This window comes from Candidatus Binatia bacterium, from assembly GCA_036493895.1.
GTDB lineage: Bacteria > Desulfobacterota > Binatia > UBA1149 > CAITLU01 > DATNBU01.
Genome location: DASXOZ010000037.1, coordinates 17,577 through 36,570 on the forward strand (window position 1 = coordinate 17,577; position 18,994 = coordinate 36,570).

Below are 18,994 nucleotides of genomic sequence, written 5' to 3' on the forward strand. Positions count from 1 at the left end.
GGGAGTCGATGATGAAAGCCACGCTCGTACGAGTGGCCGTCGTCGGTGCGACAGGCTACTCGGGAGCCGAGCTCGTCCGACTTCTCTCGCGCCACCCCAACGTCCGGATCGAAGTCGTCACTTCGGAGCAGGCCGCCGGCCGCTCCCTCGGTGACGTGCATCGAACGCTCGGCTTTCTCGGGCTCGAGCTCGAGGCCGTCGACGCCGGCGGCATCGCCCCGCGCGTCGATTTCGCGTTCACGTGCCTGCCGCACGGTGCCTCGACTCCCGTCGTCCAGACGCTGGTGGACAAGGGCGTACGGGTGATCGACGTCGGCGCGGACTTCCGCTTCCGCGACCTCGACGTCTACGCGAAATGGTACGGCGAGCACGGTGCGCCGCAGCTTGCTGCGCAGGCGGTCTACGGCCTGGTCGAGCACGCCCGGGAGAACATCGCCGGTGCACGACTGGTCGCCAATCCCGGCTGCTACCCGACGAGCGCACTGATGCCGCTTCTTCCGCTGGCACGCACTATCCGCGGCCCGGTTGTCGTCGACTCGAAGTCGGGCACGAGCGGCGCGGGCCGTGCCGCCAAGGTCGACCAGCTCTTTGCCGAGGTCACCGAAAACATCCGCCCGTACAGCGTCGGCAAGCACCGGCATCAGCCGGAGATCGCCGAGCACCTTTCCTTCGCGGCAGCGCAAAGGCACAGCGTGCTGTTCACGCCTCAGCTGCTGCCGATCGCGCGCGGCATCCTGACGACCACCTACGTGGACGTCGCCGAGGGAACCGACGTCGGTGCGCTTCTTCACGCGGCGTACGACGGCGAGCCGTTCGTGCGCCTTCTCGAAGGCGGGGCGATGCCCGAGCCGCGCTCGGTGCGCGGAACCAACATGGTCGAGATCGCCTGGGTACGGGACGCGGAGAGCGGTCGCGTGGTCCTCCTGTCGGCAATCGACAATCTCGGAAAAGGCGCGGCAGGGCAGGCAGTCCAGAACCTGAACTGCATGATCGGCGTCCCCGAAACGACCGGTCTCGAGCTTCTCCCCGCGCTCCCTTAGCGGGTCTCCAGGCAGGCACCCGCGAGCCGCCGTCGGGCTTCGGGCCGCGGGTTGGAGAGCTTGTACGGGCCGGCGCGGTCAGTAGACTCGCGGCGTGTTCGAGACGGCAGACATCGCGCACGAGATCGACAAAGAGGCATGGAAGCAGAAGGAGCCGGAGCTGCGCGAACAGCTCCTGGCCGCCCAGATGGAGCTGCTGCGCCAGAAGCGGTTTCCGGTGCTCATCGTCATTGCCGGCGTCGAAGGGGCCGGCAAGAGCGAGACGGTGCATCTGCTCAACGAGTGGATGGATCCGCGCCACATCCTCACGCACGGTTTCGATGCGGAGGCCGACGAGGAGCGCGAGCGTCCTTACCTGTACAGGTTCTGGCAGAGGCTGCCGCCGAAAGGGCGCATCGGGATTTTCGTCGGCGCCTGGCACAGCCGCCACATCCTCGACCGCGCATTCGGCCGCAGCTCCGGCGCCGAGTTCGACGGCGCGATCGCCGGCGTGCAGCGATTCGAAAAGATGCTGACCGACGAAGGCGTGCTGCTCGTCAAGTTCTGGTTCCACCTGACGCGCGAGCAGCAGAAAAAGCGCCTGCGCGACCTCGAATCGAAGAAGGCGACGCGCTGGCGCGTCGGTCCGGGCGAATGGGACCTGTTCGATCGTTACGACGATCTGGCCAAGGCCTCCGAGCACTACATTCGCAAGACGTCGACGGCGCAGGCGCCGTGGTACGTCGTCAACGGCAGCGATCCGCGCTACCGCGCGATGACGGTCGGCACCACGCTGCTCGGCACGATGCGAACGCGTCTCGAAGTGAAAAGCGGGCCGGTCGCTCCGGAGCCTCCGCCGCTCGTGCCGTCGGTGGACGGCAACAACGTCATCCGCTCGCTCCAGCTCGCCCGGCCGATGGCCGAAGACGAGTACGCGCGTTTGCTCGAGAAGTGGCAGGGCAGGCTCAACCTGCTGTCGCGGGAGCCCGCATTTCGAAGGATGTCCGTCGTCGCAGTGTTCGAAGGCAACGACGCGGCAGGCAAGGGCGGTGCGATCCGCCGCGTCACCGCGGCGATCGACGCGCGCCGCATCCGTCCCGTCCCGGTCGCCGCGCCGACCGACGAAGAGAGAGCCCAGCCCTACCTGTGGCGCTTCTGGCGCCAGCTTCCGCATCGGGGGCGCATCGCGATCTTCGATCGCAGCTGGTACGGCCGCGTGCTGGTCGAGCGCGTCGAGGGTTTCTGCCCGGAAGAGGCGTGGATGCGCGCGTACGGCGAGATCAACGACTTCGAGGTCGCGCTGGTTTCGGCGCGAACGGTGCTCGTCAAGTTCTGGCTGGCGATCTCCAAGGAAGAGCAGCTGCGCCGGTTCCAGGAGCGCGAGGAGATTCCTCACAAGCGCTTCAAGATTACCGACGAAGACTGGCGCAACCGCGAGAAATGGGACGCCTACGAGCAGTCCGTCTGTGACATGGTCGACCGCACCTCCACCGAGGAGGCGCCGTGGACCCTCGTCGAGGCCGACAACAAGCTGCATGCCAGGATCAAGGTGCTGAAGACTCTCTGTCGCGCCATCGAGCGCGGCATCAAACACGCCGGCTAGCAGGTTTGCGGAACGACGCCGGGCCGACGGGAGGGGTTTCCCGCAGCCTGTACTCGTCACTCTCGCGCGAAAACTCTCCGGACGGGGGCTTTACAGCCGCCGCGCATGCTGCATATGTCGGCCGCGGCGCGGGCAAGGCTGCCTGCGACCCGATTCGGCCGTCGTCATCGCGGCGGCCAAGGGAGTTTTCGTGATGACAAGATTTGCGACGGTTTTCTGCACCGTTTCCCTCGTACTGTGTGCGGCGACACAGGCGTCCGCAGTTTGCGGCGACGTCAACGGCAGCGGAACGCTGACGGCGGGCGATGCCCTGGCCGTGCTCAAGGCTTCGGTAGGCCAGTCGGTCAACCTTCAGTGCAGCGGGGCAGGCGGGCCCCTGAAGACAGGACAGACGACCTGCTACGACCAGGCCGGCGGCCAGATCGCCTGCGACGATTCCGGTGAGGACGGCCAGCTTCAGAAAGGAGCCGCGCGCTCGTACACGGACAACGGCGACGGGACGATCACCGACAACGCCACCGGTCTCACGTGGGAAAAACTGTCGGACGACGGCAGCATCCATGACAAGGACAACACCTACACCTGGAACAACGCGCTCGGGAAAGTGGCCTCGCTCAATGCGGGCAATTTTGCAGGCCACAACGACTGGCGCCTGCCGAACCTCGACGAGCTTCAGACGCTGATGATGGTCGGAACCTCGCAGCCGGCCATCGCCAGCCAGTTCCGCACCGCCTGCTCTGCCGGATGCAGCGTCACGACCTGCAGCTGCACGACCTCCGACTGGTACTGGAGCTCGACCACCTACGTGGACACCACCAGCGAGGCTTGGTTCATCGACTTCACCAACGGCTATACGGACACGGACACGAAGACCGACAATCTCAATTTCGCACGCGCGGTACGCGGCGGATCCTGATCCTGTCCGCGGAGTCGCGGGTGCGCGGCAGGCGGTGCAGATGCGCAGCGAGGGCGGCGGCGAGGCTGCAGGAGCGGCCGGTGCACCGCGTCGAGCCGCTGTGCCGCGAGCCGGAGCTTCCTGCGTGCGTCGCGCGGTCCTGCGCGAGTGGCGGCGCTCTCAGGTGACCTGATTCACTGCAGGGTGCGCACTGTCACCACTTCGGCAGAGCCAGTGGCGCCTGTGGGGGAGAGAGGAAGGATTTTTCCGGGTTTCCCACTAGGCCGTCGAAAACGGCCGCTGCTAGCATCGTCTCCGCGAATGACTGCAGGACACCCGCCACCGGAGGCTGCCATGGGCACTGGCATCGGACATTCCGTTTCGGATCTTTCGTCTACCCCCGATCGGCTCACCGTCGCGGATCGGGCCGCCGCTGCGCTGCTGGCGAGGGCTTTGCGCGACGCCGCACTGCGCATCGTGCTTTGGGACGGCACCGAACTGTCCGAGGCCCGACCCGGCGACGGGCTCACGGTGCGCATCCATTCGCGTCGCGCATTGTTCCGATTGATCTTGAACCCTCAGCTCAACTTCGGCGAGTGCTACGCCGAAGGATCCCTCGATGTCGAGGGTGCCTTGCCGGATGCCGTGTGTGAGCTGTTTCGCGCCACGGGAGAGCCGCGCGGAGTGGCCCATGCGATCGACTGCACGCTCGACCAGATCCACCGGATCGATCCGTCCCGCTCGCGCGACAACGTCCACCACCACTACGATCTCGGCAACGAATTCTACAAGCTCTGGCTCGACTCGCAGATGGTCTACACCTGCGCGTACTTCCCGACGACCGATGCGACGCTGGAGCAGGCCCAGACAGCCAAGCTCGACCACGTCTGTCGAAAGCTGCGGCTCGGGCCCGGCGAACGCGTCATCGAGGCCGGCTGCGGCTGGGGCGCGCTCGCGCTGCACATGGCCGAGCACTACGGCGTCACGGTGCGCGCATTCAACCTTTCGCGCGAGCAGGTCGCGTACGCACGGGACCTGGCCATGCGCAAGGGTCTGGCCGGCCGCGTCGAGTTCATCGAGGACGACTACCGGGCTGCGCACGGGCGCTGCGACGCCTTCGTCTCGGTCGGCATGCTCGAGCACGTCGGCCTGCGCAGCTACCGCGATCTCGGCCACCTGATCCGCCGCGTGCTCGCTCCCGACGGTCGCGGTTTCCTTCACACCATCGGCCGCCACCGGCCCGCGCCGATCAACGCGTGGATCCGCCGCCGCATCTTCCCCGGTGCCTACGTGCCTTCGCTGCAGCAGATGATGGAGATTTTCGAGCCGAACGGGCTGGTGGTGCTCGATGTCGAGAACCTGAGGCCCCACTACGCGCGGACGCTCGAGCACTGGCTGGCGCGCTACGAACGGTCGCTTCCCGAGATCCGGCGCATGTTCGACGAGAGGTTCGTCCGCACGTGGCGCCTGTACCTGGCAGGGTCGGTGGCGGCGTTCCGCGTCGGATCGATGCAGCTCTTCCAGGTGCTCTTCGCGGGTCCTGCCGTCTCGTCGGTGCCGCCCACTCGCGCCGACATCTACGCGGCGGGCTGACGATGATGCGCTGCGACGTCCTCGTCGTCGGCGGCGGGCCGGCCGGCTCGACCTGCGCGCGTGCGCTCACGCGGGCCGGGATCGACGTCATCGTTGCCGACAAGGCGAAGTTCCCGCGCGACAAGGTCTGCGCCGGCTGGATCACGCCGGCGGTCGTCCATGAGCTGGAGCTGGACCTGGGCGAGTACGCGCGCGGCCGGACTCTCGATGCGGTACACGGCTTTCGCATCGGCCGCATCGGCAACCGCATCCACGAGCACCGCTACGTCCGGCCGATGAGCTACGGGATTCGTCGCTGCGAGCTGGACCATTTCCTGCTCGAGCGCAGCGGAGCGCGCCTCGTGCAGGGCGTGAAGGTCGATGCGATCGAGCGAAGGGCAGGACGCTGGAAAGTCGGCGGAATCGAGGCGGATGTTCTCGTCGGAGCCGGCGGTCACTTCTGTCCGGTCGCACGAGCGACGGGCAGCATGTCGGATGCGGCGGTCATCGCGGCCGAAGAAGCCGAGTTCGTTTTCGACGAAGCCGCGAGCGGCGGCTGCGCGGTCGAAGGCGGAGTTCCCGAGCTCTACTTCACGCAGGACCTGACGGGTTACGGCTGGGCTTTCCGCAAGGGACCGATGCTCAATATCGGCCTCGGCGTGCGCTCGGGCGCGGGTGCCGGCGGCGCCGGCCTGCGCCGGCGCATCGAGGATTTCCTCGCGTGGCTCGTGCGCGAAGGCCGCATCGGCCGCGTGCCGGAAGCGCGGATGAAGGGCCACGCCTACGTGCTCGAGCCCGACAGCCGGCGCACGCGCTTTGGTGGAGGCTTCGTTCTCATCGGAGATGCGGCGGGCCTGGCGTGCGACCGCAGCGGGGAAGGCATCCGCACCGCGGTCGAGTCGGCGCTGATGGCTGCGCACACCATCCACGATGCGCTCGGCCGCGGCGAAGTCGGGGCCGACGCTCTCGCGTCCTACGGCACCGCGCTCGCGCGCCGCTTCGGCGCCGCGGCGGACCCTTCGCGTCTTCTCCCGGAGAAGCTGCGCCGCAACATCGCGGCAACCCTGATGACGAGCGGCTGGTTTTCCCGCCGGATCCTGCTCGAGCGCTGGTTTCTTCACGCGCACGACGATGCTCTGCCGGTGTGGCCGCCTCCCGCAGTGGCCTCGGCAGTGCTGGAGCATTCGCGCGCCGCGTGAGGGATACGTTCGGCGTCCGTCCGTGCGAAGAAGAAGTGCGGCGTCGTCATGCCGCCCGAAAAGACAGTGCGGCTCAGCCCGCGATCATCCTCAGCAGCTCGTCGATCTTGACCGGCTTGACGGTGTGCATGTCGAAGCCCGCTTCCCGCGACAGCTCGCGGTCGCGCTCCTGGCCGTACCCGGTCATCGCGATGATTCGGGTATCGGTCAGCCCCTGCTGCCGCATGCGGCGGCACACTTCGTAGCCGTCGAGGCCCGGAAGCCCGATGTCCAGCAGCACCACCGACGGGCGATCGTGCACGGCGCGGTCGATGGCCGAGCTTCCGTCGTAGGCGACGCTGACGTCGTAGCCGCGCAGCTTCATCAGCATGAACAGGCTGTCGGCGGCGTCCTGGTTGTCGTCGACGACGAGCACGCGACGTTTTTCGTCGTCGGACCTGGTTTCGTTGCCGCGTTGCGGCTCGTGCTGCGGCTCGGCAGCGGCCGGCTCGCGAAGCGGCAGGCGCACGACGAACTCGCTTCCCTGGCCGATTCCGGAACTGGCGGCGGTGACGTTGCCGCCGTGCATGCCGACCAGGTTCTTGACCAGCGAAAGCCCGATGCCGAGGCCGCCCTGGGCCCGGTCGAGCGATCGTTCTCCCTGCGCGAACAGCTCGAAGATCTGTGTAAGCATGTGCGGCGCGATCCCGATTCCACGATCCCTTACGGAAATTGCAACCATGTCGCTCTCCTTGCGAACAGTAACGTCGATCGATCCGCCTTCATTCTGGTATTTCGCAGCGTTGGTCAGCAGGTTTGCGACCACCTGGGTGAGCCTGGTGAGGTCGCCGGTGATCGCGATGGAACGTTCGGGAACCTCGACGCGCAGGCGATGAGCCTGCTTCTCGATCAGTGCACGCGTGGTCTCGATTGCGGAGCCGACGACGTCGGCGACCGTCAGCGGCTCCATTCTCAGCTTGATCTTGCCCTGGGTGATCCGCGATACGTCCAGGAGATCGTCGACCAGCCGCGTGAGCTGGTCGGCCTGGCGCTCGATGACGTCCCGGCACCAGGCAAGGTCGGGGTCCGGGGTTTTCTTCATGCCCATGATCCCCACGGCGTTGCGTACCGAGGCCAGAGGGTTGCGCAGCTCGTGAGCCAGCAGTGCGAGGAACTCGTCCTTGCGGTGGTCGGCCTCGCGAAGCTGGTTCGCCAGCGTCTGCTGGCGCTCGATCGCAGCCTCCAGCTCCGCGGTGCGCTCGGTGACGCGGCGTTCGAGATCGCGCGCCAGTCGCTCCGACTCGCGAGTCTTGCGGTAGAGCTCCGTGAAAACGCTGACCTTGGCGCGCAGCAGCTCGGGAACGACGGGAACCGACACGTAGTCGACCGCGCCGGATTCGTACCCTTTCAGGCGGTCGATGTCGGTCAGGTGGACGGCCGACACGAAGATGATCGCGGTCCTCTGGTAGCGAGGATGCCCGCGAATCACTTCGGCCAGCTCGAACCCGTCCATGTCCGGCATGCTGACGTCCATCAGTACGACGGTGATCTCCCTCTTGAGCAGGTGGTCGAGGGCCTCGCGTGCCGAGTTTGCCTTGACGAGGTTCTCACCGAGCTGGCTCAGCATCGCCTCGTAGCTGAGCAGCTTGGCCGGCTGGTCGTCGACCAGCAGGATGTTGACCGGCTCGTATCCGTTCATGCTCATCAGCGGTGCAACCACAGGCGCAGTGCCGACAGCAGCTGCTCGGTATTGACGGGCTTGGCGAGATAATCGGAGGCGCCGGCTTCGAGGCACTTCTCACGGTCGCCCTTCATCGCCTTGGCCGTCAGCGCGACGATCGGCAGACGCCGCATCGTGGGCTTCTGGCGGATCGCCTGCATCGTCTGATAACCGTCCATCTCGGGCATCATGATGTCCATCAGCACGATCGAGATATCGGACGTGGTCTCCAGCATCTTGATGGCCTCGAATCCCGTGCCGGCTGTCAGAACCTCCATTCCCCGGCGCTCGAGCACACTGCTGAGCGCGAAAATATTGCGCACGTCGTCGTCGACGACGAGCACCTTCTTGCCGACCAGATCATCGTCCGAGCGATGCAACCGGTCCAGCATCTGCTGCTTCTCCGGCGGAAGATCGGCAACCACCCGGTGGAGGAAAAGAGACGTTTCGTCGAGCAGCCGTTCGGGGGACTCGACGCCCTTGACGACGACGCTTCGCGCCAGCATGTGCAGGCGCGCGTCTTCGTCGGGGGACAGCTCCTTTCCCGTGAACACGACGACCGGCAGCTCGGCCAGCCTCTCGTCGTCCTTGAGGTGCTCGAGCACGTCGAAACCGCTCATGTCCGGCAGCCTCAGGTCCAGCACTGCGCAGTCGTAAGTCGTCTCGCGCAGCCTGGCGAGCGCTTCTGCGCCGGTTGCGGCAACGTCGATCTCGATGTCGTCGTGGCCGAGAAGAGCCGCGATGCTCACGCGTTCGGCCTCGTTGTCCTCGATGACGAGAAGCTTGCGGCTGCGCGGCGCCGCGTATTCCTTGATTCTCGACAACGCAGCTTCCAGGCCCTCGGTGGTCGTGGGCTTGGGGAGGAAGGCGAAGGCGCCGCGTGCCAGCCCGTGCTGTCGGTCTTCGTCCAGCGTGACCACCTGGACGGGGATGTGCCGCAGCGCCGGATCCTGCTTGAGCTGGTTCAGCACCGTCCATCCGAGCATGTCCGGCAGGAATACGTCGAGCGACACCGCCGTCGGGTGGTACTCGCGCGCGAGCTCGAGCGCTTCGGAGCCCCGCATCGCGACGAGAACCTTGAACCCCTGCTCGTGCGCCTGGTCGAGAAGGATCCGCGCGTAGGCGGGATCGTCCTCGACGATGAGGAGAACCGCGTCTTCGGGCTCCAGCTCGCGGCGGTCGTCGGGGATCTGGTCCACGCCGCGTTCGGCGCTTCGCACCAGCATGAGCGGCGCCGGCTGCGACGATCTTTCCATGAGCGGCACCGCGATCGTCGGACCCACGTAGAACTGGGGCAGGTACAGCGTGAACGTGCTGCCTTCCCCCGGCGTGCTGCGAAGCTGGATCTCGCCTCCGAGCAGGGAAGCCAGCTCGCGGCTGATCGCGAGGCCGAGCCCGGTGCCACCGTAACGGCGGCTGGTGCCGGCGTCGGCCTGCTGGAATGCCTCGAAGATGATGCGCTGCTTGTCCGGGTGGATGCCGATGCCGGTGTCGGAGACTTCGAACGCGACGACGCTCTCGGCGCGCTGCAGCAGCGGGTGATCGGCCGACCAGCCCCCGGACGCCTTGAAGACGCTCATCTTGACCCCGCCCTGCTCGGTGAACTTGAACGCGTTCGACAGCAGGTTCTTGAGCACCTGCTGCATGCGCTTGGAGTCGGTGACCATCGTCGAGCCGATGGCCGGGTCGATGCGCACGCCGAGAGTCAGGTGCCGGTTGTCGGCCTCGTGGCGGAAAGGCCTGGCGATCGAGTCCAGCGTGTTGGACAGGATGATTTCCTCGGCGACGACGGTGACGGTGCCCGATTCGATCTTCGACAGGTCGAGGATGTCGGTGATCAGGTTGAGCAGGTCGGTGCCCGCGCCGTGGATGGTGCGCGCGAATTCGATCTGCTTCGAGCTCAGGTTGCCTTCGGAATTCTCGCCGAGCTGCTGGCCGAGGATCAGGATGCTGTTGAGCGGCGTGCGCAGCTCGTGCGACATGTTCGCGAGGAACTCGGACTTGTACTTCGAGGTGAGCGCGAGCTCGGTCGCCTTCTCTTCGAGAGCGCGGCGGGCCTGTTCGATTTCCTGGTTCTTGCGCTCCACTTCGGCGTTCTGCTCGGCGAGTTGCTGGGCCTTCTGCGCGAGCTGCTCGTTGGTCTGCTGCAACTCCTTCTGCTGGGCCTGCAGCTCGGCCGCGAGCTGCTGGGACTGCGTGAGCAGGCCTTCGGTCTGCATCGTCGCCTCGATGCTGTTGAGCACGATGCCGATGCTGGCGGTGAGCTGCTCGAGGAAGGCCAGGTGCGAGGCGGTGAACGAGCTGAGCGACGCCAGCTCGATGACGGCCTTGACCTCTCCCTCGAACAGCACGGGAAGGACGATGACGCTGCGCGGGCTCACCTGCAGCAGGCCCGAGCGCACCGGCGGCGCCGAGCCGTCGTCGAGGTCGGTAATCAGCATGCGCCGCTTTTCGGCGGCGCACTGGCCGAGAAGACCCTGGCCCAGGCGTAGCGTGGGGGAGTGCCCGCTGCGGCCGTCGTCGGCGAATGCGGCGACCAGGTGCAGCTCGTCGAAGCTCTCGATGCGGTAGATCACGCCCTGGTGCGCGTTGACGAGCAGCGTCAGCTCCGACAACAGCATGCGGCCGACGGTGGCCAGGTCGCGCTGGCCCTGCAGCATGCCGGTGAATCTTGCGAGGTTGGTCTTCAGCCAGTCCTGCTCCGTGTTGCGATGGGTGGTCAGGCGCAGGTTGTCGATCATCGTGTTGATGTTGTCTTTGAGCTCGGCAACCTCGCCGCGCGCTTCGACCTGGATGGAGCGCGTCAGGTCGCCCTGCGTGACGGCGGTGGCTACTTCGGCGATCGCGCGTACCTGCGTCGTCAGGTTCGCAGCCAGGAGGTTCACGTTGCCGGTCAGGTCCTTCCACGTGCCGGCGGCTCCGGGCACGTTGGCCTGGCCTCCGAGGCGGCCTTCGACGCCGACCTCGCGCGCGACGGTCGTCACCTGGTCGGCGAACGTCGCCAGCGTTCCCGTCATGTCGTTGATGGTCTCGGCCAGCGCCGCGACTTCGCCTTTGGCGTTGACCGTCAGCTTCGGCTTGAGGTCTCCGTTGGCGACCGCCGTGACGACCTTGACGATGCCGCGCACCTGTTCGGTGAGGTTGGCCGCCATGACGTTGACGTTGTCGGTGAGATCCTTCCAGGTTCCCGCAACGCCGGAGACGGCGGCCTGGCCGCCCAGCCTTCCTTCGGTGCCGACTTCGCGTGCAACGCGCGTGACTTCCGCGGCGAACGCGTTGAGCTGGTCGACCATCGTGTTGATCGTCAGCTTGAGCTCGAGGATCTCGCCCTTGACGTCCACGGTGATCTTGCGCGAAAGGTCGCCGCGAGCCACGGCCGTGGTCACTTCGGCGATGTTGCGGACCTGGGTCGTCAGGTTTGCGGCCAGCAGGTTGACGTTGTCGGTAAGGTCCTTCCACGTTCCGGCGACGCCGGTGACGTTGGCCTGGCCGCCGAGCTTTCCGTCGGTGCCGACTTCGCGCGCGACGCGCGTGACCTCGGCAGCGAACGAGCGCAGCTGCTCGACCATGCGGTTGAGCGTCTCCTTGAGGTTGAGCAGCTCGCCGCGCACGTCGACGGTGATCTTCTTCGAGAGGTCGCCGTTGGCGATGGCCGTGGCCACCTCGGCGATGTTGCGCACCTGGGCGGTCAGGTTGCTCGCCATGGAGTTGACCGAGTCGGTCAGGTCTTTCCAGGTTCCGGCCACCCCGGGCACGGCGGCCTGGCCGCCGAGGCGCCCTTCGGTGCCCACTTCACGCGCGACGCGCGTGACCTCGCCGGCAAAGCTGTTGAGCTGGTCGACCATCGTGTTGATGGTGTTTTTCAGCTCGAGGATTTCGCCGGAGACGTTGACGGTGATCTTGCGCGACAAGTCGCCGCGTGCGACGGCGGTCGTCACTTCGGCGATGTTGCGCACCTGGGCCGTCAGGTTGCCGGCCATGAAGTTGACGTTGTCGGTAAGGCCCTTCCAGGTGCCCGCGACGCCGGGCACCTGGGCCTGGCCGCCGAGCTTGCCTTCGGTGCCGACTTCTCGCGCGACGCGCGTGACTTCGGACGCGAACGCGTTCAGCTGGTCGACCATCGTGTTGAGCGTTTCCTTGAGCTCGCGGATCTCACCGGAGACGTCGACGGTGATCTTCTTCGACAGGTCGCCGTTGGCGATCGCGGTGGCGACCTCGGCGATGTTGCGCACCTGGGCCGTCAGGTTGCTGGCCATGAAGTTGACGGAGTCGGTGAGGTCCTTCCACGTACCGGCTACTCCCGGCACCGTCGCCTGGCCGCCGAGCTTGCCTTCGGTGCCGACTTCGCGCGCGACGCGCGTGACTTCGGATGCGAACGCGTTGAGCTGGTCGACCATCGTGTTGAGCGTGTCCTTGAGCTCGAGGATCTCGCCCTTGACGTCGACGGTGATTTTTCGCGACAGGTCGCCGCGCGCGACTGCCGTGGCCACTTCGACGATGTTGCGCACCTGGCCGGTCAGGTTGCTGGCCATCGAGTTGACCGAGTCGGTGAGGTCCTTCCACGTACCGGCCACGCCGGGCACGACGGCCTGGCCGCCGAGCTTGCCCTCCGTGCCCACCTCGCGCGCGACGCGGGTGACTTCGGCAGCGAATGCATTGAGCTGATCGACCATCGTGTTGATCGTCAGCTTGAGCTCGAGCACTTCGCCCTTGACGTCGACGGTGATCTTGCGCGAGAGGTCTCCGCGCGCGACGGCCGTCGTGACTTCGGCGATGTTTCGCACCTGGGTGGTCAGGTTTGCCGCCAGCAGGTTGACGTTGTCGGTAAGGTCCTTCCAGGTTCCCGCCACGCCGGGCACGGCGGCCTGGCCGCCGAGCCTGCCTTCGGTGCCGACCTCGCGGGCGACGCGCGTGACCTCGGACGCGAAGCCGTTGAGCTGGTCGACCATCGTGTTCAGCGTCAGCTTGAGCTCGAGGATCTCGCCTTTGACGTCGACGGTGATCTTGCGCGAGAGGTCTCCGCGCGCGACGGCGGTGGTGACCTCGGCGATGTTGCGTACCTGGGTCGTCAGATTTGCCGCGAGCAGGTTGACGTTGTCGGTCAGGTCTTTCCAGGTGCCGGCGACGCCGGAGACGTTGGCCTGGCCGCCGAGCTTTCCTTCGGTTCCGACTTCGCGCGCGACGCGGGTGACCTCGCCGGCGAAGGCGTTCAGCTGATCGACGAGCGTGTTGATCGTGTCCTTGAGCGCGAGGATTTCGCCGGAGACGTTGACGGTGATCTTGCGAGACAAGTCGCCGCGCGCGATGGCGGTCGTGACCTCGGCGATGTTGCGAACCTGGGCCGTCAGGTTGCCGGCCATCGCGTTGACGGAGTCGGTAAGATCCTTCCAGGTTCCCGCTACGCCGGGAACGACGGCCTGGCCTCCGAGCTTTCCTTCGGTTCCGACTTCCCGCGCAACGCGCGTCACCTCGGATGCGAACGAGCGCAGCTGGTCGACCATCGTATTGATGGCTTCCTTCAGCTGGAGGATCTCGCCGCGTACGTCGACGGTGATCTTGCGCGACAGGTCGCCGTTGGCGACGGCGATCGTCACTTCGGAGATGTTGCGGACCTGGGCCGTCAGGTTCGACGCCATCGAGTTGACGCTCTCGGTCAGGTCCTTCCAGACGCCGCTGACGCCCGGCACCTGGGCCTGGCCGCCGAGCTTCCCGTCCGATCCGACCTCACGCGCAACGCGCGTGACCTCGGACGTGAACACGCCGAGCTGTTCGATCATCGTGTTGACGATGGTCGCCGAGCGCAGGAACTCGCCTTCGAGCGGACGCCCGTCCACGTCCAGGCGCATGGTCTGGGTCAGGTGTCCCTGGGCCACGGCCGCGATCGCTTCGGTCACTTCGGTGGTCGGCCGCAGCAGGTCGTCCATCAAGGTGTTGACCGAGATCTCCATTTCGCCCCAGGCACCGCGGCGCTGGTCGAAACGGGCACGTTCCTTCGTTTTTCCCTCCCGTCCGACCGCCTGACCCACCCGTTTGAGTTCCTGGGCCATCTTCTGGTTGGCGGCGACGATGTCGTTGAACGTGTCGGCGATCTTGCCGTCGATGCCGGATAAATCGCCGGGAAGCTGCACGGAAAAGTCGCCGCTTCGCATGCGCTGCAGCGCGTGCAGCAGGCGATGCTGGTCGAGGACCGCCATCGGGATGGCGGGCTCGGACGTGAGCGTGGGGCCTTCGACTTGGGCGCGACCTGCTCTCGGCATTCGTCGTCCTCGCAGCCGCACGTCCGCGAGCGGAGGCGGCATCGACTTTTTTCGGCAGGGAGATTCCCGCGGCCGTAAGAGCCTGAAGCAATTCCATCAAACGGAAAAGAGGAGAATGACGGGAAGTCTCGCGCGCAACGTCGCCGGCCGGATCGTTGCGTGGAGACTGCGGCGGCAAAGCAACTTTGTGCGCCGCGCACTTGCTGTGCTTTTGTGACGCGCGTCGCTCCGACGGGGGCGCCGCTCAACCGCGCCGTATTCGCCCACCCACTTGAGGGAAGCAACACCCGTGCGGGAGCCGCGCCGCACCGCAGCACGTGTCGGAGAGCAATCTGCTGCTAACGCGCCAGTCTCGAAACATACAGCGATGCAGCCAGCACTGCGCAGATCAGATTGGTCGCCCAGGCTGCCAGCGGCGGCGAGATCTGGCCTGTCCGTCCCGCCGACAGGGCGAGACCCGTCAGGATCCAGTAAGAGAAGCCGATCACAAGTCCGGCGACCGTCCCCCGGGCGAGGCCTGCGCTGCGGCCGGCGCGAAGCGCGACCGGCACCGCGAGCACCGTGACGACGAAGCCGGCGAACGGCCAAGCCAGCTTGCGATGGAGATCGACGAGCAGGTCGTCGGCGGCCAGGCCGCGGGCCTTCATCTGGGCGATGAGACGGCGAAGCTCGAGGAAACTGAACTCTTCGGGCTGACGCTTGCGCGCCGTGAGGTTCTCCGGGTCTTCATCGAGGACGAACTGGCCCGCTGCCAGCGCGTGCACCTGGAGGTCGTCGCCGTGGATGTCCTTGACGACGCCAGCCGACGCCACCCAGCGTCCGTCGCTGTACGTCATCGAATCGATCTCGGTGACCCGCTGGAGGCGGAACTCGGGATCGGCCTCGTACAGCGCCAGTCCGGATATCGTGCGGGCGCCGGCGTCGTAGCGTCGGATGTGGACGAAACCGCGGTCACTCTCGAACCAGAGCGAGGCCGCGTCGAAGACGCCGCGGTACACCTTCTGCTTCAGCTCGACGTCCCACAGCCACCGCGAGCGAGTCGCCGACACCGGCACCACCGCCTCGCTCCACAGCAGCGCACCGATGCTGAGCACCAGCGCGGTGACCGCCAGAGGCAGCGCGATGCGCCTGGTGCTCATGCCGCAGGCCCTCATCGCGACGATCTCGTGCGTCCGCATGAGGCGCCCGATCGATACCAGCGTCGCGAGCAGGCAGGCGGCAGGGAAGACGTCGAAGAGGATTTTCGGAAGCTTGAACAGAAAATAGCTGACGAGGGCCGTCGACGACGGCGAGAACTGCAGGACTTCGCCGACGCGATCGAAGACGTCGATGATGAGGTAGACGCCGGCTCCGGCGCACATCGCCGTTACGAAAACGCCGAACCACATCCGTGCAAGGTAGCGCGACAGGATGCTCACGGCCGATCTCCGGGGCCGGCGGCAGTTACGCCGCCTGCCAGGGCGACTGCCCGCGCGCCCGAATCAGTGCGCGTGCGTGACGGCAGGAGCGGCGCGTCCTGCGCGGTGCGCAACAGCGTCCACGCACCGAGCAGCAGCAACGAGCAGTCCGGAAGCCACAGCGCCACCGACGGCGGCAGCTTCTGCGCACGTCCCATCGCAACGGCGATGCTCAGCAACGCGTAGTACGCAAGGATCGTCAGCACGCAGATGCCGACCGCGCGACCGCGCGTCGTCGGCGACGGATGGAATCCGAGGCCGGTACCGAAGAGGGCGAGAGCAATGGCGGCGGCCGCGATGCCGAAGCGGCGGTACAGCTCGATGGCTGCCTCGCGGGCGCGGCCGGCGTCGTCTCCGCCAAGATTGTCGCGGATGTCCTGCCAGCGCAGCGTGGCGGGCTCGTCGCTGGCCGGCTTGTTGCCGGTGGCGGTGCGAAGCTCCAGGTGCACTTCGAGGGAGCGGAACTGCGTGACGTCGAATTCGTTGCCGGTCTCGCGCGAGGTGACGCTGGTGCCGTCGAAGAGTTGCAGGAACAGGCGCCCGCTCTCTTCGTGACCTCCGACGAGCCCGCGGCGCGCGAATACGGTGGAGCCGGCCGACCCGCCGCGCTCGTCGGACAGCATCACTCCGAAGAGCTCGCCGCTCTTCGGCTCGATGTGGTCGACGTAGACGACCATGTGCTCGAAATCGGTATTGAAAAATCGCGGACGCACGGCGGCGGACGCGCGCGTTTTGGCGATTTCGAAACCGGTTTTCTCGATTTCGCGGTGACCCCATGGCCGCGCCGTCATCGACAAGGCGAGCGTCGCCAGCGCGACCACGAGGGAAAACGAGACCACGGTAGGAAGCACCTGCCAGACGCTGAGTCCGGCGGCGCGAAGGGCCAGCGTTTCGCGGTCCGACGCCATGCGGCCGAGCGCCGCGACGACGCCGATCAGGAACGCCATCGGCAGCGTGGCCTCGAGGAAGGAGGGAAGAATTGCCACGAGCAGCTGAAGCACCAGCGCCGCCGGGACTCCGCGCGCGAAGATCAGCTCGATCAGCTCGACGGCGCGCAGCAGGAACAGGATGGACGAGAAAATCGCGATGCCCGCAAGAAACGCGCCGGCGATCTCGCGAAGGAGATACCTTCGCAGGGTTTTACCCATGAAGTGGGCAGTGTAATGAACCACCCGCGCGGTTACCAAGCCGCGTTCCGCAGCATGTCCCGACGCCCGAACCACGGCCGGCCCCGCAGTGCCCCTGATCCGATGCGCGATACGGAGCGCGTCGTCGTCGCCGGTCCGAATGCCGTCGAAGCGGCGCTCGAGGCCTGCGCACCTGGCGGCGGGCGGAAAGGCGGTGCGGCGCCGGGTGCCGCAACCAGCGTCTCGAAGATCCACCGCCTGTACCTCGAAGATACGGCCGGAGGACGCAGCCAGCGCCTTGCGCAGAGGGCCCACGAGCTGGCGGTGCCGGTTTCGATGGTTGGAAAGGGGGAGTGCGACCGCATGGCCGGCGCGCGCTGCCAGGGCGTCGCCGCCGAGATCGCGTACGCATACGCCGATCTCGACGACGTGCTCGCACGTGACGGCCTCGTCGTGTTCCTCGACGGGATTGCCGACCCTCACAACCTCGGAGCCATCCTGAGGACGGCCGAGGCCGCGGGAGCGTCGGGTGCAGTGATTCCCGAGCGCCGCGCTGCCCATGTCAGCGGTACGGTGATGCGCGTGTCGGCCGGCGCTGCGGTGTTTCTCCCGGTTGCCAGGGTCACCAACCTCGTACGTTCGCTCCAGCAGGCGCGCGACGCCGGGTTCTGGATCGTCGGCCTTGCTGCCGACGGCCAGAACACCGTGCCGCGCGCCGGCGAGGATCCAAGGACGGGTGCTCGGATCGGCCTGGTGATCGGAGCGGAGGGCGACGGCATGCACCGCCTCGTCACGGAGCACTGCGACGAGATCGCGCGGCTCCCGATGCAGGGGCGCGTCGAGTCGCTCAATGCGTCCGTGGCTGCCGGGCTGGCGATTTACCGCCTGCTCGACGGGCGCCTGTTCGGGGCCGGGGGCACGCGCAAGAAAAAGTGATGTGACGTCTTCCTTTCGCGGTCTAATGCCCTGTCAATCCGATGGAAACTTGTCGCAGCGACATCGTCGATCGCGGGCCGGCGGCACGTCCGCTCCTGACGGTGCTTGCGGGCGCTTGCATGGCCACCTCGTTCGATAACCCGGAGTGGCTCCCGGCGCGCCGCGCGGGTACGGCGTTCGTCCCTAGCGAGATGCCGGGCGGGCAGGGGGTCGGCATTTGACGATCGGAGAAGTGCAAGCGGCCCGATATTTCCCCCGATGAGGGCTATCTGGCGGGCGGGGCAGCGAAAACCGCGGGGTTCGTGTGTCGCGTCTTGACTCCCCGCAGACCCGTTGATAGCAGCACGAGTTTCGATTTCAGGACCTGGGGCATTCGTACGCGCGCGAAAGCGTGACGGACGGGGTGTTTGCAGGGAGGGTCAGGCGGTGGTCCGCAAGGATGGAACCTGCCGGATCCGACGGATTTTGCGGTGCCGATGTAGCTCAACTGGTAGAGCACCTGATTTGTAATCAGTAGGTTGCCAGTTCGAGTCTGGCCATCGGCTCCACGTGTGAAGAGAACGCGTGGACAGGCGAAGGAAAAGACGGAGCAGGGCTAAGGGAGAGGTACCCGAGTGGCCAAAGGGAGCAGACTGTAAATCTGCCGGCAATTTGCCTACGAAGGTTCGAATCCTTCCCTCTCCACCATCTTTTCCTTCAGCGCGAGGCGCCGCCGATTTTCGCTCGGATTCATCAGGCAACCGGTCCGCGAGCCGCTCCGGCCCTGCAGCGAGAAGCGCAGAGGCATCGAGTCGTTTTGTTTCACGCGGGAGTAGCTCAGATGGTTAGAGCATCAGCCTTCCAAGCTGAGGGTCGCGAGTTCGAATCTCGTCTCCCGCTTGTTCACCGCCGCGTCGCGGTCGCGGAGTGCCGCTGAGATGCCCACGTAGCTCAGTTGGTAGAGCACGTCCTTGGTAAGGACGAGGTCACCGGTTCGAGTCCGGTCGTGGGCTCAGCGGTAAAACCGCGAGATGTCGAGCGGTTTTCCATCCAAGCGCTGGTCAGAACGAGCAAGGTTGCAAGACAGAAGAAGAAGAAAGGAAGCACGCAATGGCCAAGGAAACCTTCAAACGCACCAAGCCGCACGTCAACGTGGGGACGATCGGTCACGTCGATCACGGCAAGACGACGCTGACGGCGGCGATCACGCTGGTGCAGAGCAAGAAAGGGCTGGGCTCGTTCGTCAAGTTC

At 66.3% G+C, this 18,994-nt stretch carries 11 protein-coding genes and 4 tRNA genes; 11 read left to right on the plus strand and 4 right to left on the minus strand.

Annotated elements, in window-relative coordinates; genetic code table 11:
• Positions 1-11 precede the first annotated feature (11 nt).
• The 5 genes from argC (at position 12) to VGK20_09620 (ending at position 6,288) form a co-directional block, all read left to right on the plus strand.
• Positions 12-1,040 carry an N-acetyl-gamma-glutamyl-phosphate reductase gene (argC, locus tag VGK20_09600; GenBank protein HEY2774291.1) on the plus strand — a complete coding sequence of 343 codons (1,029 nt, stop codon included), beginning with the start codon at positions 12-14 and terminating at the stop codon, positions 1,038-1,040.
• Positions 1,041-1,134: 94 nt separating this feature from the next.
• Positions 1,135-2,622 (plus strand): polyphosphate:AMP phosphotransferase, encoded by a 1,488-nt coding sequence (gene pap / locus VGK20_09605; protein HEY2774292.1) that lies wholly within the window; start codon positions 1,135-1,137, stop codon positions 2,620-2,622.
• A 193-nt stretch (positions 2,623-2,815) separates the two neighbouring features.
• Positions 2,816-3,538, plus strand: coding sequence for a DUF1566 domain-containing protein (locus VGK20_09610; GenBank protein HEY2774293.1), 723 nt, complete (start codon positions 2,816-2,818; stop codon positions 3,536-3,538).
• A gap of 333 nt (positions 3,539-3,871) precedes the next feature.
• Positions 3,872-5,110, plus strand: a complete 1,239-nt coding sequence (locus VGK20_09615) for a cyclopropane-fatty-acyl-phospholipid synthase family protein (protein ID HEY2774294.1) — start codon at positions 3,872-3,874, stop codon at positions 5,108-5,110.
• Positions 5,111-5,112: 2 nt separating this feature from the next.
• The gene (locus tag VGK20_09620) at positions 5,113-6,288 is read left to right on the plus strand and encodes an NAD(P)/FAD-dependent oxidoreductase (protein ID HEY2774295.1); all 1,176 of its coding nucleotides are present in this window, start codon (positions 5,113-5,115) and stop codon (positions 6,286-6,288) included.
• Positions 6,289-6,361: 73 nt separating this feature from the next.
• On the opposite strand, the gene VGK20_09625 is transcribed toward VGK20_09620, so the two are convergent.
• From VGK20_09625 to VGK20_09640, 4 genes are all read right to left on the minus strand, one after another.
• Complete coding sequence (locus VGK20_09625; protein HEY2774296.1) at positions 6,362-7,966, minus strand: response regulator; 1,605 nt, start codon at positions 7,964-7,966, stop codon at positions 6,362-6,364.
• A gap of 5 nt (positions 7,967-7,971) precedes the next feature.
• A complete protein-coding gene (locus VGK20_09630; protein ID HEY2774297.1) occupies positions 7,972-14,181 on the minus strand; it encodes a HAMP domain-containing protein in 6,210 nt (2,069 codons plus the stop codon).
• Positions 14,182-14,582: 401 nt separating this feature from the next.
• Positions 14,583-15,662 (minus strand): LPS export ABC transporter permease LptG, encoded by a 1,080-nt coding sequence (gene lptG, locus VGK20_09635; GenBank protein HEY2774298.1) that lies wholly within the window; start codon positions 15,660-15,662, stop codon positions 14,583-14,585.
• Positions 15,659-16,888 carry an LptF/LptG family permease gene (locus tag VGK20_09640; GenBank protein HEY2774299.1) on the minus strand — a complete coding sequence of 410 codons (1,230 nt, stop codon included), beginning with the start codon at positions 16,886-16,888 and terminating at the stop codon, positions 15,659-15,661. The genes lptG and VGK20_09640 overlap by 4 nt, the downstream gene beginning before the upstream one ends.
• A 63-nt stretch (positions 16,889-16,951) precedes the next feature.
• Between VGK20_09640 and rlmB the strand changes: the two genes are divergently transcribed.
• From rlmB to VGK20_09670, 6 genes are all read left to right on the plus strand, one after another.
• Positions 16,952-17,764: a 23S rRNA (guanosine(2251)-2'-O)-methyltransferase RlmB gene (rlmB, locus tag VGK20_09645; GenBank protein HEY2774300.1), complete on the plus strand. Its 813-nt coding sequence runs from the start codon at positions 16,952-16,954 to the stop codon at positions 17,762-17,764.
• Positions 17,765-18,236: 472 nt separating this feature from the next.
• A tRNA-Thr gene (locus VGK20_09650) sits at positions 18,237-18,312 on the plus strand.
• Positions 18,313-18,364: 52 nt separating this feature from the next.
• Positions 18,365-18,451 (plus strand) — tRNA-Tyr (locus VGK20_09655).
• Between the two features lie 118 nt (positions 18,452-18,569).
• A tRNA-Gly gene (locus tag VGK20_09660) sits at positions 18,570-18,643 on the plus strand.
• A 40-nt stretch (positions 18,644-18,683) separates the two neighbouring features.
• Positions 18,684-18,756 (plus strand) — tRNA-Thr (locus VGK20_09665).
• A 97-nt stretch (positions 18,757-18,853) separates the two neighbouring features.
• Positions 18,854-18,994, plus strand: a 141-nt coding sequence (locus VGK20_09670) for a GTP-binding protein (GenBank protein HEY2774301.1), incomplete at its 3' end; no start/stop codon positions are given.